Source organism: Streptomyces sp. NBC_00358 (assembly GCF_036099295.1).
In the GTDB taxonomy this organism is placed as follows: Bacteria; Actinomycetota; Actinomycetes; order Streptomycetales; family Streptomycetaceae; genus Streptomyces.
In genome coordinates this window covers 3,030,471-3,044,528 of sequence record NZ_CP107976.1, presented here as the reverse complement: position 1 = coordinate 3,044,528, position 14,058 = coordinate 3,030,471, and the positions used below count along the sequence as shown (strand labels likewise).

12 protein-coding genes and 5 tRNA genes are annotated in these 14,058 nt (G+C 69.7%); 13 read left to right on the top strand and 4 right to left on the bottom strand.

Going from position 1 to position 14,058, the window contains the following annotated elements; genetic code table 11:
- Positions 1–3,729 (bottom strand): sensor histidine kinase, encoded by a 3,729-nt coding sequence (locus OHT01_RS12540; RefSeq protein WP_328553220.1) that lies wholly within the window; start codon positions 3,727–3,729, stop codon positions 1–3.
- 600 nt (positions 3,730–4,329) lie between these two features.
- On the opposite strand from OHT01_RS12540, the gene OHT01_RS12535 reads away from it, so the two are divergent.
- The 9 genes from OHT01_RS12535 to OHT01_RS12495 all read left to right on the top strand — a co-directional run bounded on the left by OHT01_RS12535 (position 4,330) and on the right by OHT01_RS12495 (position 8,438).
- Positions 4,330–4,518 carry a hypothetical protein gene (locus tag OHT01_RS12535; protein WP_328553219.1) on the top strand — a complete coding sequence of 63 codons (189 nt, stop codon included), beginning with the start codon at positions 4,330–4,332 and terminating at the stop codon, positions 4,516–4,518.
- A gap of 185 nt (positions 4,519–4,703) precedes the next feature.
- On the top strand, positions 4,704–5,480 hold the full coding sequence (locus OHT01_RS12530; protein ID WP_328553218.1) for a fumarylacetoacetate hydrolase family protein: 777 nt from the start codon (positions 4,704–4,706) through the stop codon (positions 5,478–5,480).
- Entirely contained in the window at positions 5,473–6,948 is a 1,476-nt protein-coding gene (gene gltX, locus OHT01_RS12525) for a glutamate--tRNA ligase (protein WP_328553217.1), read from the top strand. The genes OHT01_RS12530 and gltX overlap by 8 nt, the downstream gene beginning before the upstream one ends.
- A 153-nt stretch (positions 6,949–7,101) precedes the next feature.
- Entirely contained in the window at positions 7,102–7,836 is a 735-nt protein-coding gene (locus OHT01_RS12520; protein WP_328553216.1) for an HAD family hydrolase, read from the top strand.
- Positions 7,837–7,926: 90 nt separating this feature from the next.
- Positions 7,927–7,998 (top strand) — tRNA-Gln (locus tag OHT01_RS12515).
- Positions 7,999–8,042: 44 nt separating this feature from the next.
- A tRNA-Glu gene (locus OHT01_RS12510) sits at positions 8,043–8,115 on the top strand.
- A gap of 62 nt (positions 8,116–8,177) precedes the next feature.
- Positions 8,178–8,250: transfer RNA gene (locus OHT01_RS12505), tRNA-Glu, on the top strand.
- 14 nt (positions 8,251–8,264) lie between these two features.
- A tRNA-Gln gene (locus tag OHT01_RS12500) sits at positions 8,265–8,336 on the top strand.
- Positions 8,337–8,365: 29 nt separating this feature from the next.
- Positions 8,366–8,438: transfer RNA gene (locus tag OHT01_RS12495), tRNA-Glu, on the top strand.
- Positions 8,439–8,705: 267 nt separating this feature from the next.
- Here OHT01_RS12495 and ndgR read toward each other — a convergent pair.
- Positions 8,706–9,422 (bottom strand): IclR family transcriptional regulator NdgR, encoded by a 717-nt coding sequence (gene ndgR / locus OHT01_RS12490; protein ID WP_081219617.1) that lies wholly within the window; start codon positions 9,420–9,422, stop codon positions 8,706–8,708.
- A gap of 192 nt (positions 9,423–9,614) precedes the next feature.
- Here ndgR and leuC point away from each other — a divergent pair, with 192 nt between their 5' ends.
- The 4 genes from leuC (at position 9,615) to OHT01_RS12470 (ending at position 12,920) form a co-directional block, all read left to right on the top strand.
- The gene (gene leuC, locus OHT01_RS12485; RefSeq protein WP_328553215.1) at positions 9,615–11,039 is read left to right on the top strand and encodes a 3-isopropylmalate dehydratase large subunit; all 1,425 of its coding nucleotides are present in this window, start codon (positions 9,615–9,617) and stop codon (positions 11,037–11,039) included.
- Between the two features lie 5 nt (positions 11,040–11,044).
- Positions 11,045–11,638, top strand: a complete 594-nt coding sequence (leuD, locus tag OHT01_RS12480) for a 3-isopropylmalate dehydratase small subunit (RefSeq protein ID WP_328553214.1) — start codon at positions 11,045–11,047, stop codon at positions 11,636–11,638.
- 277 nt (positions 11,639–11,915) lie between these two features.
- Positions 11,916–12,146, top strand: coding sequence for a hypothetical protein (locus OHT01_RS12475; RefSeq protein WP_328553213.1), 231 nt, complete (start codon positions 11,916–11,918; stop codon positions 12,144–12,146).
- 138 nt (positions 12,147–12,284) lie between these two features.
- Positions 12,285–12,920, top strand: coding sequence for an HU family DNA-binding protein (locus OHT01_RS12470; protein WP_328553212.1), 636 nt, complete (start codon positions 12,285–12,287; stop codon positions 12,918–12,920).
- Between the two features lie 67 nt (positions 12,921–12,987).
- On the opposite strand, the gene OHT01_RS12465 is transcribed toward OHT01_RS12470, so the two are convergent.
- Together OHT01_RS12465 and cofC are read right to left on the bottom strand one after the other, a co-directional pair.
- Positions 12,988–13,191 carry a hypothetical protein gene (locus OHT01_RS12465; RefSeq protein WP_328553211.1) on the bottom strand — a complete coding sequence of 68 codons (204 nt, stop codon included), beginning with the start codon at positions 13,189–13,191 and terminating at the stop codon, positions 12,988–12,990.
- A gap of 190 nt (positions 13,192–13,381) precedes the next feature.
- Positions 13,382–14,020, bottom strand: a complete 639-nt coding sequence (gene cofC / locus OHT01_RS12460) for a 2-phospho-L-lactate guanylyltransferase (protein ID WP_328553210.1) — start codon at positions 14,018–14,020, stop codon at positions 13,382–13,384.
- Positions 14,021–14,058 lie beyond the last annotated feature (38 nt).

Genomic DNA, 14,058 nt, shown 5'->3' with positions numbered 1-14,058 from the left:
CTAACGCTCCTGCTGGTGAGTGGGGCTGGGGAAGGTGCCGGTCTGGCCGTTGGGAGCGGCCTGTCGACCTTGCTGAATGCCCCTACGGAGATTGGTCAGCCGGCCGCGTACGTCATCAGGCGCACGTGAGACCTGCGGACCGCTTTGGTGCGTTTGCTGCTGTGCCGTGCCCGCGACGAGGTTGGCTCGCGGGACTCGGCGCGGCAGGCCTGAGGTGGTGACCCCGCCTGCCGACGGTTTACGGGCGCGCTCCGCCTGCTTGACGAGATCGTCGTTCGGAGAACTGCGCCACGAAGTAGCGGCCGGTGCGGCGGCCTGCCGCTGCTGCGGAGCCGGGGGATTCTGCGGCTGCTGGGGGACAGCCTGCGTGGATCCCTGGGAACCGTTGCTCTGGGGGATGCCGTTGACCGGCGCGCCGTCCGAGCCGTTCGCCTGACCGTGGAACCAGTTGGTCTCCAGCGTGTCGTACAGCGGCGTACGGCCGTCACCGGGGTTCGAGGCCGGCGGAAGCGCCTCGGGCTGCTGCTGCGGACGGGCGGGCGGCGGGGTGGCCGGCCGCTCGTACTGCCCGGTGGACGACGAGTCCTGCCGGTTGCCGTACCCGGGCGACGCGAACTGCCCGGTGGACGCGGGGTCCTGGGTCGCTCCGTAGCCCGGCTGGGCGAACTGGCCGGTGGACGACGGACTCTGGGTGGCTCCGTAGCCCTGGGCGGCGTACTGCCCTGTGCCGGCCGGGTTCTGGCCGGCGGACTGGTTGCCGGAACCGTAGCCGTACTGGCCGTTGTTCTGGCCGTTGTTCTGCGGCGCGCTCGCGCCGGGGCGCGGGGCGTCGAAGTCGGGACGGGCGAACTCCGCGGTGGAGGCGGGGTTCTGGCGGTCGTCGATCCGGGGCATCCGCGACGTGGAGTCGGGGTCCTCGTGACCGCGCGGGGTGTCGAGGGACGTACGCGGAACCGGCGGCTGCGCGTTGTCGTCGCTCCAACTCGGCGAGCGGGAACCCGTGTTGCCACCGGGCAGCTCGGCGCGCGCGCCACCGCGTCCCGGAAGCTGCGGCCGGCGACGGCTGCCCTTGCCACCCGACTTCGCGGGCGCGGCGGGTGCCGCGGGAGCCGCGGGAGCGGGGGCGCTGTCGGCGAAGCCGTTCTGACCGGCGCCGGATCCGTTGCCGAACGTGTTCTGGCGGCCACCGGAGGTGTCACCGAACGCGTTCGGGGATCCGTCGCCGAAGCCCTGCTGCGGCATGCCGTTCCCGGCCTGGTAGCCCTGCGGGCTCTGCCCGAAGGCGTTCGCACCGGCCGGAGCCTGCCTGCCCTGCTGGCCGCCACCCTGGCCCTGCGGACCACGCGCTTGGCCGGGAGCACCCGGGCGACCGCCCTGGTTGCTGCCGGGCAGTGCGGCCCGCGGACCCTGGCCGGCGCCGACCTGTCCGCGCTGCGGCGGGGCCCCGAGGGGTCCACCGGGAGCGGTGGGGGCTCCGGCGCCGAGCGAGCCGTTCGACTGACGGGCCGCGGCCAGACCGGCCGAGGCCTGCGCCGCCGCGGGACCGCCGCCGGAGACACCCTGGCCCGGCTTGTTCGGCATGGGCTTCTTGCCGCCCTGCGCGACGTCCACCGGCAGCATGACCAGCGCGGTCGTACCACCGGAGTCGGACGGGCGGAGCTGGATGCGGATGCCGTGACGCTGCGACAGACGACCGACCACGAACAGACCCATGCGGCGGGAGACGGAGACGTCCACCGTGGGCGGAGCGGCGAGCCGCTCGTTGATCGCGGCCAGGTCCTCGGGGGACAGACCGATACCGGTGTCGTGGATCTCGATCAGCACCCGGCCGTCGGGCAGGGCGTGACCGGTGACCTTGACCTTGGTCTGCGGGGAGGAGAACGACGTGGCGTTCTCCAGCAGCTCCGCGAGCAGGTGGACGAGGTCGTTGACGACCCGGCCGGCGACCTCGGTGGTCGGGACCGAGGAGAGTTCGATGCGCTCGTACTGCTCCACCTCGGAGGCGGCGGCGCGGAGGACGTCGACCAGCGGGACCGGGCGGGTCCAGCGGCGACCGGGCTCTTCACCGGCGAGAACGAGAAGGTTTTCGCCGTTACGGCGCATACGGGTCGCGAGGTGGTCGAGCTTGAACAGCGAGGAGAGCTGGTCGGGGTCGGCCTCACGGGACTCCAGCTCGGATATGAGCGAGAGCTGACGCTGGATAAGACCCTGGGAACGGCGCGAGAGGTTGGTGAACATCGCGTTGACGTTGCCTCGCAGAAGGGCCTGCTCGGCGGCGAGTCGGACGGCCTCGCGGTGCACGTCGTCGAATGCCGCGGCCACCTGGCCGATCTCGTCCCGGGAGTGGACACCGACCGACTCGACGGAGGTGTCGACGTCCTGCGGGTCCGACTCCGAGAGCTGCTTGACCAGCTCGGGCAGACGGTTCTGGGCGACGCGGGTCGCGGTGTCCTGCAGACGCCGCAGCGAGCGGATCATGGAGCGGGCCACCACGAAGGCGCCGACGAGCGAGACACCGAGGACGAGCAGGATCAGGACACCGGAGATGATCGCTTCACTCTGGGCCTGGTTGCGCAGCTCTCGGGCCTTCTGCTCCATCTCACCGAGGAGGGTGGTCTCGACCTTCCCCATCAGTTCGATCTTGGCGGAGTCGTCGTCGATCCAGTCCTTGTAAGAACGCTTGTTCTGCGACCTCAGACCGTCCTGGTTGCTCAGCACGCGCTGCGAGTACTTGTCGGCGGCCTTGATCGTCGGGTTGTCGCCCTCGATCGGCTGGAGCAGGTTCGCGCTGCCCACGCCGTAGATGTTCTTGAAGCTCTCGGTCTCCGACAGCTGGCTCTCCTGGGCGGAGAGCGCGTACTGCTGGTCGTTCTTCGAGAGCACACCGAAGGTCTTCGGCTGCTCGGGAAGCGCGGACGCGATGATGGCTCGCTGGACGGAGGCGTACTCCTTGGCCGCGGAGAAGGCGGCCAGCGCGCGGGTGCGCTGGATCATCTCCGGGTTGCTGGTCGCCTCGGCCATGTCCTGCGAGAGCGCGAGGAGCTCGGTCACCAGGCGGTGGTACGCGTCCACCGTCTGGGTCGAGTTCTGGGGGTCGTTGTAGGCGTCGCTGCGGATCTGGTTGAGCTTGTACAGCTCACTGACGACGCCGACGAGGCTGTCGTGCACGCCGGACAACTGGCCCTGGGACGTGGCGTCGTCGACCTGCTGCGTGCCTTCGAGGAAGTGCTTCTTCGCGACATCGGTGTCGTCGCGGTCCTGCTTGACCGTGTAGTCGTTGGCCAGCGCACCGTGCGCCAGCGGGCCGGCCGACTCGTCGCGCTCCTTCTGGAGCGCGTTGGCGAGCTCGGTGGCCTGCTTGGTCATCTCGGTCAGCAGTCGCATGTTGTCGAGCTGCTTGATGTTGTCCATCGACTCGTTGATGCGCAGCGCGCCCAGCGAGGTCGCGGCGACCACGGGGAGCGCCAGCAGCGAGACCAGTCGTGTCGAGATGCGCCAGTTCCGCAGAGCTACGCGCGAGCCGGGGCCCGGTGTGCTCGGCGGCGTGGCGGCCGTCGTGGTGGCGGGAGCCTTGGGCTTCGCGCCGGGGCGAGCGGAGTGTTCACCGCTGCCACCGACCTCTGCCGGTCCCGGGTTCTGGGCGTGCTGGGGCGAGGAACCGCGGTCGGTCCCGCCGCGCGGCTCCGGCTCCGCCGAAGCGCTGCCATCCCTCTTGAAACGTCCCTGCACTAGCGTCGCAACCTCTGGACCAGGCGCCCCTCCGCTGGAACGGCGGGACGGTGTCGGCGTTGTACAGAGGCGCAGATGCGCCTCTTGTATGTGGTCTGAGTGACCGGCGCAGGTTCCCCCTTCCCGCCGCCACTCGGCGCTGTGCTGCGCCCCTGCGCGCCATTTCGTGATTCTGCGGCGGTCCGAGGAATTCCAGCACAGTGCAGGATCTCCAACAAGGGCCGAGTACCAGGCTGTGACCTCCGTGACAGCATGTGAGGGCCACGTCACGAGGTGTGTAAGGGGATCTCGTACATACCGGGCGTATGCCTACGAGCCAAGGGCCCTCATACCGTGTCCCAGTCGAGATGATCAGGAGCGGAATGATTGGTTCAGTGGAGTAATGTCCGTTTGGTCGGCCTGGGTTGAGGGTGGCGATTGACCGGTTTGTCCCTCGGCGAGTGAGGAAACTCACACGTCGATCATGGCGTCTTCACGGCATCGCCCGGGAATTGAATGTTTAGCCTGACGCTTTACAGGGATGGCGAATCCGACAACCCGCGCCTAGGTGGGGCCCTTTGGCCCCGACCGGCGCCCAGGACGACAAGGTCGAGCAAAACGGTGAAGACGACGATGATGTTCCGCAACATAGCCAATCCGCGACGCACGACGCTGGCGCACCTCGAGGACGCCGACGCCCTGCGGACGCCGGAGCGGCCGGAGCACTCGGTGACCCTTCCCCTCCAGACCGCCAACCCCCGCCGCACGGTCCTCATGGACGTCCCCGTGGCGGCCTCCGCCGCGGAGTGAGCGCGGTGGGCACGGTGTGACCGAGGGGGCCCGCGCCCGGCGCGCGGCCCCCTCGGGTCACTCGCCGCCCGGACGGACGGCCCGTCGTTCACCGGGCCGGCGGATATACGCGAAGCCCGCACCCCTTGCCGCGTTAGCCTGGAGCGTCAGACTCCAGCCAGCTCAGTGAGGGGCGCAAGGATCCCGTGCGCATCGCCAGATTCTCCATCGACGGCAACGTCGCTTTCGGCGCGGTCGAGGGCGACAAGCCGGACGAGCTCGTCCTCGACATCATCAAGGGCATCCCGTTCGCGGACTTCGAGCTCTCCGGTACGAAGGTCCCGCTGAGCAAGGTCCGGCTGCTGCCGCCGGTGCTCCCGAACAAGGTCGTGGCCTTCGGCCGCAACTACGCGGAGCACGCCAAGGAGCTCGGCAACGAGGTGCCCGACGCCCCGTTCGCCTTCTTCAAGCCGTCGACCTCGGTGATCGGTTCCGGCGACCCGATCCAGTACCCCTCGTTCTCCAGCGAGCTGCACCACGAGGCCGAGCTCGCCGTCGTCATCGGCCGCATGTGCCGCGAGGTCCCGCGCGAGCGCGTCAAGGACGTCATCCTCGGTTACACCTGCGCCAACGACGTCACCGCCCGCGATGTGCAGAAGCGCGAGAAGCAGTGGGCCCGCGCCAAGGGCTTCGACAGCTCCTGCCCGCTCGGCCCCTGGGTGGAGACGGACCTGGACCCCGCCGACCTCACGATCCAGTGCACGGTCAACGGGCAGCAGCGGCAGCTCGGCCGCACCAGCGAGATGATCCACTCCATCGAGGATCTGATCGTCAACATCACCGAGGCCATGACGCTGCTCCCCGGCGACGTGATCCTCACCGGCACCCCGGCTGGGGTCGGCCCCCTGAACGTCGGCGACGAGGTCGCCGTCACCATCGAAGGCATCGGCACTCTCACCAACAAGGTGATCAAGCGTGGCTAACGCGACCCCCCGCGTACGTTTCTGTCCGTCCCCGACCGGCAACCCCCACGTGGGCCTGGTCCGCACCGCCCTGTTCAACTGGGCGTTCGCCCGGCACAACGAAGGCACCCTGGTCTTCCGCATCGAGGACACCGACGCGGCCCGTGACTCCGAGGAGTCCTACGACCAACTGCTCGACTCGATGCGCTGGCTGGGCTTCGACTGGGACGAGGGCCCCGAGATCGGCGGCCCGCACGCGCCGTACCGCCAGTCGCAGCGCATGGACATCTACCAGGATGTCGCCCGCAAGCTCCAGGACGCGGGCCACGCGTACCACTGCTACTGCTCGACCGAGGAGCTGGACACCCGCCGCGACGCGGCCCGTGCCGCCGGCAGGCCCTCCGGCTACGACGGCCACTGCCGCGACCTCTCCGCCGAGCAGAAGGCCGCCTACGAGGCCGAGGGCCGCAAGCCCATCGTCCGCTTCCGGATGCCCGACGAGGCGATCACCTTCGACGACCTGGTCCGCGGCGAGATCACGTACCTCCCGGAGAACGTCCCGGACTACGGCATCGTCCGGGCGAACGGCGCCCCGCTGTACACGCTGGTCAACCCCGTCGACGACGCGCTGATGGAGATCACCCACGTCCTGCGCGGCGAGGACCTGCTCTCCTCCACCCCCCGGCAGATCGCCCTCTACAAGGCGCTGACCGAGCTGGGCATCGCCAAGGAGACCCCCGCCTTCGGCCACCTCCCGTACGTGATGGGCGAGGGCAACAAGAAGCTCTCCAAGCGCGACCCGGAGTCCTCGCTCAACCTCTACCGGGAGCGCGGGTTCCTTCCCGAGGGCCTGCTGAACTACCTCTCCCTGCTCGGCTGGTCGCTCGCTGCGGACCGCGACATCTTCTCCATCGACGAGATGGTCGCCGCGTTCGACGTCACGGACGTGAACCCGAACCCGGCCCGCTTCGACCTGAAGAAGTGCGAGGCGATCAACGCCGACCACATCCGCCTGCTCGATGTGAAGGACTTCACCGAGCGCTGCGCCCCCTGGCTGCGCGCCCCCTTCGCACCCTGGGCGCCGGAGGACTTCGACGAGGCGAAGTGGCAGGCGATCGCCCCGCACGCCCAGTCGCGCATGAAGGTCCTCTCCGAGATCACGGACAACGTCGACTTCCTGTTCCTGCCGGAGCCGGCCGTCGACGAGGCCTCCTGGACGAAGGCCATGAAGGAGGGCAGCGACGCCCTGCTCCGCACGGCCCGCGAGAAGCTGGACGCGGCCGACTGGTCCTCCCCGGAGTCCCTCAAGGAGGCCGTCCTGGCCGCCGGTGAGGAGCACGGCCTCAAGCTCGGCAAGGCGCAGGCCCCGGTCCGGGTCGCCGTCACCGGCCGCACGGTCGGCCTGCCGCTCTTCGAGTCCCTGGAGGTCCTGGGCAAGGAGAAGACGCTGGCCCGTGTCGACGCCGCGCTGGAGCGGCTCGCGGCGTAGGTGCAGGACTTAGGTGAGGGGGGGTGGTGCCCGGTCCGGGCACCACCCCCCTTGCCTGTGAGGCGGACCTCGACCCGTAGCGGTCGCGGTCGAACGCGTACGACCGCGACCGGCCGGGGGACAGCGGGCCGCGCCCGGCGATACGGTCGGTCCATGGGGATCGACGCCGTGGTCTGGGACATCGACGACACGCTCTTCGACTACACGGCCGCGGACCGGGCCGGCATGCGCGACCATCTCGCGGCCGAGGGCCTGCTCGACGGCCGGACGACCGTCGAGCAGGCCCTCGCGCGCTGGCGGGAGGTCACCGACGCGCAGTGGGCGAGGTTCTCGGCGGGTGAGACGGACTGGCCGGGCCAGCGCCGGGAGCGCGTCAGGGTGTTCCTGGGGGAGCCGCTGAGCGACACCGAGGCCGACGCGTGGTTCGACCGGTACATCACGCACTACGAACGCGCCTGGAGCCTCTTCCCGGACGTCCTGCCCGCCCTGGACGCCCTCGGCGCCAGCCACCGGCACGCGGTCCTGTCCAACTCCAGCCTCCTCGTGCAGGACCGCAAGCTGCGCGTCCTCGGTGTGCACGACCGCTTCGAGGCGATCCTGTGCGCCGCCGAGCTCGGCGTCTCCAAGCCCGCCGCGGCCGCGTTCCACGCGGCCTGCGAGGCCCTGGGGCTGCCGCCGCACCGGGTCGCCTACGTCGGGGACCATCCGGAGATCGACGGACGGGGGGCCGCGGACGCGGGTCTGCTCTCGGTCTGGATCGACCGCGACGGCGTCCACTCCGCCGGCACCGCCGGGCCGACGGCTCCGCATCGCATCGCCTCGCTCGCCGAGTTGCCCGCGGTCCTCGGCGCGGATACCCGTTTTGGAGCGTGGTCCACCTTCGGGTAATGTTCCTTCTGCGCCGCCGGGAGCGGGCCGAAAGGCCGGAGCCCGGAGGAGCTAGCTAAAACAAAATCCCCTTGTGGGGTTGCGTTTCAGTGGCCTATGGTGTAATTGGCAACACTACGGTTTCTGGTACCGTCATTCTAGGTTCGAGTCCTGGTAGGCCAGCTCGCAGAGCTCATCTGCGCACGCGGAGATCCAGTATCCGCAACGCCCCCGTTGTGTAGCGGCCTAGCACGCTGCCCTCTCACGGCAGTAGCGCCGGTTCGAATCCGGTCGGGGGTACAGATCCTTCCCAGGGAGGCAGTTCGGGTCGCACCCGCTGCCCCTCATGCAGGATCGCTAGGGCCCCCGTTGTGTAGCGGCCTAGCACGCTGCCCTCTCACGGCAGTAGCGCCGGTTCGAATCCGGTCGGGGGTACGGTCTAACCACCATGGGCTATGGTGTAATTGGCAACACTACGGTTTCTGGTACCGTCATTCTAGGTTCGAGTCCTGGTAGCCCAGCTTCTGATCTGCGGAAACGCATGATTCAGGCCCCCGTTGTGTAGCGGCCTAGCACGCTGCCCTCTCACGGCAGTAGCGCCGGTTCGAATCCGGTCGGGGGTACACGGTCCGCAAGGGTCTCCACTTCGGTGGGGACCCTTTCGGCGTTCCCGGGCGCGATCCCGGTACGGCGGCCGACACGCCGGCCGGAGATCAACCAGGCCTGCCGCGCCATGAGTTCGCTCACGCGGGAAAAGAGGAGCGGGGTGCACCGAGGCCGCTGCGGCCGGTACACCCCGCGAACGGGACGGGGCGCTTCGGGGAGGGCCTGCCGCGGCGTTGAGGCCGGCCCGTCCCGTCGCGCGCGGGAGTGGAGCGGTGGAGCGAAGGTCAGCCCGTGCGGCGCAGGGCCTCGGAGAGACGGCCGGCCGCGTCGATGACCGCCTGGGCGTGCATACGGCCCGGGTGACGGCTCAGCCGCTCGATCGGCCCGGAGACCGAGACGGCGGCCACGACACGGTTCGACGGGCCGCGGACCGGCGCGGAGACGGACGCCACGCCCGGCTCGCGCTCGCCGATCGACTGGGCCCAGCCGCGGCGTCGTACTCCCGACAGGGCGGTGGCGGTGAAGCGGGCGCCCTGCAGACCGCGGTGCAGCCGCTCGGGCTCCTCCCAGGCCATCAGGATCTGGGCCGAGGAGCCGGCCTTCATCGTGAGCGTGGAGCCGACCGGGACGGTGTCCCGAAGTCCGGACAGCCGCTCGGCCGCGGCGACGCAGATACGCATGTCGCCCTGGCGGCGGTAGAGCTGCGCGCTCTCGCCCGTGATGTCCCTCAGGTGAGTGAGCACCGGGCCCGCCGTCGCGAGGAGACGATCCTCACCCGCCGCCGCGGCCAGTTCGGCGAGCCGGGGTCCGAGAATGAAACGGCCCTGCATGTCGCGCGCCACCATGCGGTGGTGTTCAAGTGCCACGGCGAGGCGATGTGCCGTGGGTCGTGCCAGTCCGGTCGCCGCGACCAGGCCCGCGAGGGTGGCCGGACCGGACTCCAGAGCGCTCAGGACAAGGGCTGCCTTGTCCAGAACGCCGACGCCGCTACTGTTGTCCATGAAACGATACTCGCGTCTCACTCTGTGAAACGCAAGTTCAATTTCCGGTGGAACGCGCCACCCTTGTAGACACAGCGGCCCGCGAACCAACGGGTCCGGCGGACGACGTCCGGTACGAGGGGTACGGACGTTCAACCGCCCCGGAAATCTCTAGTTGGGCCGGCGCCACACAAGCCGGCCGGAGGGAAAGCGATGGGTAGGACACTCGCGGAGAAGGTCTGGGACGACCATGTCGTCCGGCGCGCCGATGGCGAACCCGACCTCCTCTTCATCGATCTGCACCTGCTGCACGAGGTGACCAGCCCGCAGGCCTTCGACGGTCTGCGTCAGGCGGGGCGCCCGGTGCGCCGACTCGACCTCACCATCGCCACCGAGGATCACAACACCCCGACGCTCGACATCGACAAGCCCATCGCGGACCCGGTCTCCCGGGTCCAGTTGGAGACGCTGCGCAAGAACGCCGCCGAGTTCGGCGTGCGGCTGCACTCGCTGGGCGACGTCGAGCAGGGCGTGGTGCACGTGGTGGGACCGCAGCTCGGTCTGACCCAGCCGGGCACCACCGTGGTCTGCGGTGACTCCCACACCTCCACGCACGGTGCCTTCGGCGCCCTGGCGTTCGGCATCGGCACCTCGCAGGTCGAGCATGTGCTGGCCACCCAGACGCTGCCGCTGGCCCGCCCGAAGACCATGGCCATCACGGTCGACGGCGAGCTGCCCGACGGCGTCAGCGCCAAGGACCTGATCCTGGCGATCATCGCCAAGATCGGTACCGGCGGCGGCCAGGGCTACATCCTGGAATACCGCGGCTCCGCCATCGAGAAGCTCTCGATGGAGGCCCGGATGACCATCTGCAACATGTCGATCGAGGCCGGCGCCCGCGCGGGCATGATCGCCCCCGACGAGACCGCCTTCGCCTACCTCAAGGGCCGTGCGCACGCCCCCGAGGGCGAGGAGTGGGACGCCGCGGTCGCGTACTGGAAGACCCTGAAGTCCGACGACGACGCCGAATTCGACGCGGAGGTCGTCATCGACGCCGCCTCGCTGTCGCCGTTCGTCACCTGGGGCACCAACCCCGGCCAGGGAGCGCCGCTTTCGGCGAACGTCCCCGACCCGGCTTCGTACGAAGACGCTTCGGAGCGCCACTCCGCCGAAAAGGCCCTGGAATACATGGGGTTGACCGCCGGACAGCCGCTGCGCGACATCAAGGTCGACACCGTCTTCGTAGGTTCCTGCACCAACGGCCGTATCGAGGACCTGCGGGCGGCCGCCGCGGTCGTCGAGGGCCGCAAAGTCGCCGACGGCGTACGGATGCTGGTCGTCCCCGGCTCCGCGCGGGTCGGTCTGCAGGCCGTCTCCGAGGGCCTGGACGTGGTCTTCAAGGAGGCCGGCGCCGAATGGCGGCACGCGGGCTGCTCGATGTGCCTGGGCATGAACCCCGACCAGCTTGCCCCCGGTGAGCGCTCCGCCTCCACCTCCAACCGCAACTTCGAGGGCAGGCAGGGCAAGGGCGGCCGTACGCACCTGGTGTCGCCCGAGGTCGCCGCGGCCTCGGCGGTCGCCGGCCGCCTGGCCTCCCCGGCCGACCTGTCCGACGCCCCTGTGCCCGCTGGAGTCTGAGAGCCATGGAAGCATTCACCACGCACACCGGCCGGGCCGTCCCGCTGCGCCGCAGCAACGTCGACACCGACCAGATCATCCCCGCCCACTGGCTCAAGAAGGTGACCAGGGACGGCTTCGAGGACGGCCTCTTCGAGGCCTGGCGCAAGGACCCGTCCTTCATCCTCAACCAGCCCGAGCGCAGGGGCGCCACGGTTCTGGTGGCGGGGCCCGACTTCGGTACGGGCTCCTCCCGCGAGCACGCCGTCTGGGCGCTCCAGAACTACGGCTTCAAGGCCGTCGTCTCGTCCCGTTTCGCCGACATCTTCCGCGGCAACTCGCTCAAGAACGGCCTGCTCACGGTGGTTCTGGAGCAGAAGATCGTGGACGCGCTCCAGGAACTGTCGGAGAAGGACCCCGAGGCCGAGATCACGGTCGACCTGGAGTCCCGTGAGGTGCGCGCCGAGGGCATCACCGCCGCCTTCGAGCTCGACGAGAACGCCCGCTGGCGGCTGCTGAACGGGCTGGACGACATCTCCATCACCCTCCAGAACGAGGCCGACATCGCGGCGTACGAGGCCAAGCGGCCGTCGCACAAGCCGAAGACGCTGCAGGTCTGACCGCCGGGCCCGGTCGCGGCCCCGGCAAGACTGATTTCAGCCACCGCAACACCCCTCTGTACCCCCAATCGTGGACGGTTGGGGGTACAGCTGTTTCCGCTCCCGGACGGCTCCCGCGTGCCCTTGAGAACCCTGTCAACTCCCTTAGTTACAAAGGAGGTTGCTTGGGTACGCGCACACAGGGGCGACTTCCGGCCAGGGTGGTCAGGAGGCCTCCGGGGGGCGGCAGTTACCCCCTGCGCAGGCGACAACTCGCCCCAGATGGCACAATCTGTGCATGGAACGTGACGGCCAACTCGAGCTCTACACGGCAGTCGCGGCCCAACTCAAGGAAGCGCACACAAGAGTGCGCGCACTGCAAGTCCCGGAGGGCGTACGGATGGCGCTGACCCGGAAGCTGCTGGTCATTACGGCCGCGGCCAAGCACGATCTCGCCGATGCGACAAGGCGTCTGGAGCGGTTCACCACCGACCTCGACGAGGGTCGATTCCTCGAAGAGGAACGCTGACGAACTGCGCTGCGGCCCGAGTTCGTTGCGGCACAAGGGTGATTAGCCCGTTTCGTGTTTGATTTGCGGTATATATCTGCCTAACGTGCGAAAAAGCTTGAACGCATTCGTTCGGGCAATGTCTCCGAAGGGGAAGACGTGAACAAGGCGCAGCTCGTAGAAGCGATTGCCGACAAGGTCGGCGGGCGTCAGCAGGCCGCCGACGCGGTCGACGCGGTACTGGACGCCATCGTCCGTGCGGTTGTCGGCGGAGACCGGGTCTCGGTCACCGGCTTCGGTTCCTTCGAGAAGGTTGACCGTCCTGCTCGTTACGCCCGCAACCCGCAGACGGGTGAGCGTGTTCGGGTCAAGAAGACCTCCGTGCCGCGCTTCCGTGCCGGTCAGGGGTTCAAGGACCTGGTGAGCGGCTCGAAGAAGCTCCCGAAGAACGATGTCGCGGTCAAGAAGGCCCCGAAGGGCAGCCTCTCCGGCGGAGCTTCCGCGACGGTGAAGAAGGCGGCGGCCAAGAAGGCCACCACCGCCAAGAAGGCGGCGGTCAGGAAGACCGTGGCGAAGAAGGCGGTCGCGAAGAAGACCACCGCCGCCGTGAAGAAGACCGCGGCGAAGAAGACGACGGCCAAGACCGCCGCCGCCAAGAAGACGACGGCCAAGACGACCGCCGCCAAGAAGACCGCGGCCAAGAAGGCTCCGGCGAAGAAGGCCACGGCCAAGAAGGCCCCCGCCAAGAAGTCGGCGGCTCGCAAGACCACTGCCAAGAAGGCCACCGCCCGCTAGAAGCCGGGCGCAGGGGCATCTCACGCGCCGGGCCGGGCTCCCCAGGGGAGCCCGGCCCGCGGCGTGTTCAGAACGTCTGCAGCGTGATCAGGGTGATCCGGCGCTGCGCGCCCTCGCCCTCGGTCTCGATCCGTACGCGCTGCCCCGGCCGCAGCAGCCGCAGCCCGCCGGCGTCGAACGCCGGCCCGTCGAAGGGCACCGGGGTGCCGTCGTCGAGCAGCACCTGTCCGCTGCGGGTCTCGGGGTCGTACGTGTACGAGGTCGCCTGCATGGGGGCAGCCTACTGACCTCACCGCGCGGAGCGCCGTGCGAGGGGATTCCCGTCCGCGAGGGCCCGCCGGGCCGCCTTCCGGCCCGTGCGGGCTCCGTGCCGTCCGGCCGGAGCCTTCCGGCGGCCGTGAACCCGGGGCCGGTGAGAACGGGCGGGACGCGGGCCGCCGGGGCCGGGCCGGGACCGCCGCCTACTGCCCGGGAATCAGCAGGCGCGCCGCCGCGGCGGCCGTGCGCGGCCCCACGCCGAGCCTCAGCGCCGCCCGCAGATCGTCCCGGGTGTCCACGTCCTGGCGCACCGAATCCACCGCGTCGAGCCGGAGTTCCGCGGCTCCGGAGGTGCGATGGCGGGCCCGGGAATCGCCGCCGAAAGCGGGGAGCAATTCCATGCCCGGGGAAGCGGCCAGGAGAGTGGTGCCGATTGCAGCCGCATCGGCCAGAAAAGCGCGGGGGAATTCGGCGGCGGCACCCAGCACCCGGGCCAATTCCAAAGGCCGCAGAGCGGGCAGATCGGCGTTCAGGGCCGCAACGGCACTTTCGGGATCATGGGACCGTACGACCCCCGCTCCGTGCGCCAGCGCCGCGTTGAGGCCCCCTCCCGGTTCGTCCGCGACGATGCGCGCGCCGAGGGCGGACAGCTCCCGCCCGGCCAGGGCGTCGCCCGTGACGACCGCCACATCCCGGACCGCGCCGCAGGCCAGCGCCGCCGCCACGGTGTCCTGCGCGAACGCGAGGGCCAGGCCAGGGCGCAGTAGGTCGGAGGCCGTGTCCGCCAGCCTGCTCTTGGCGCGGGCCAAGGGTTTGAGGGGTATGACCAAGGTCCACCGCACGAGCGCTCCGCCCTCTCCAGTCACGCCCTATTGTGACC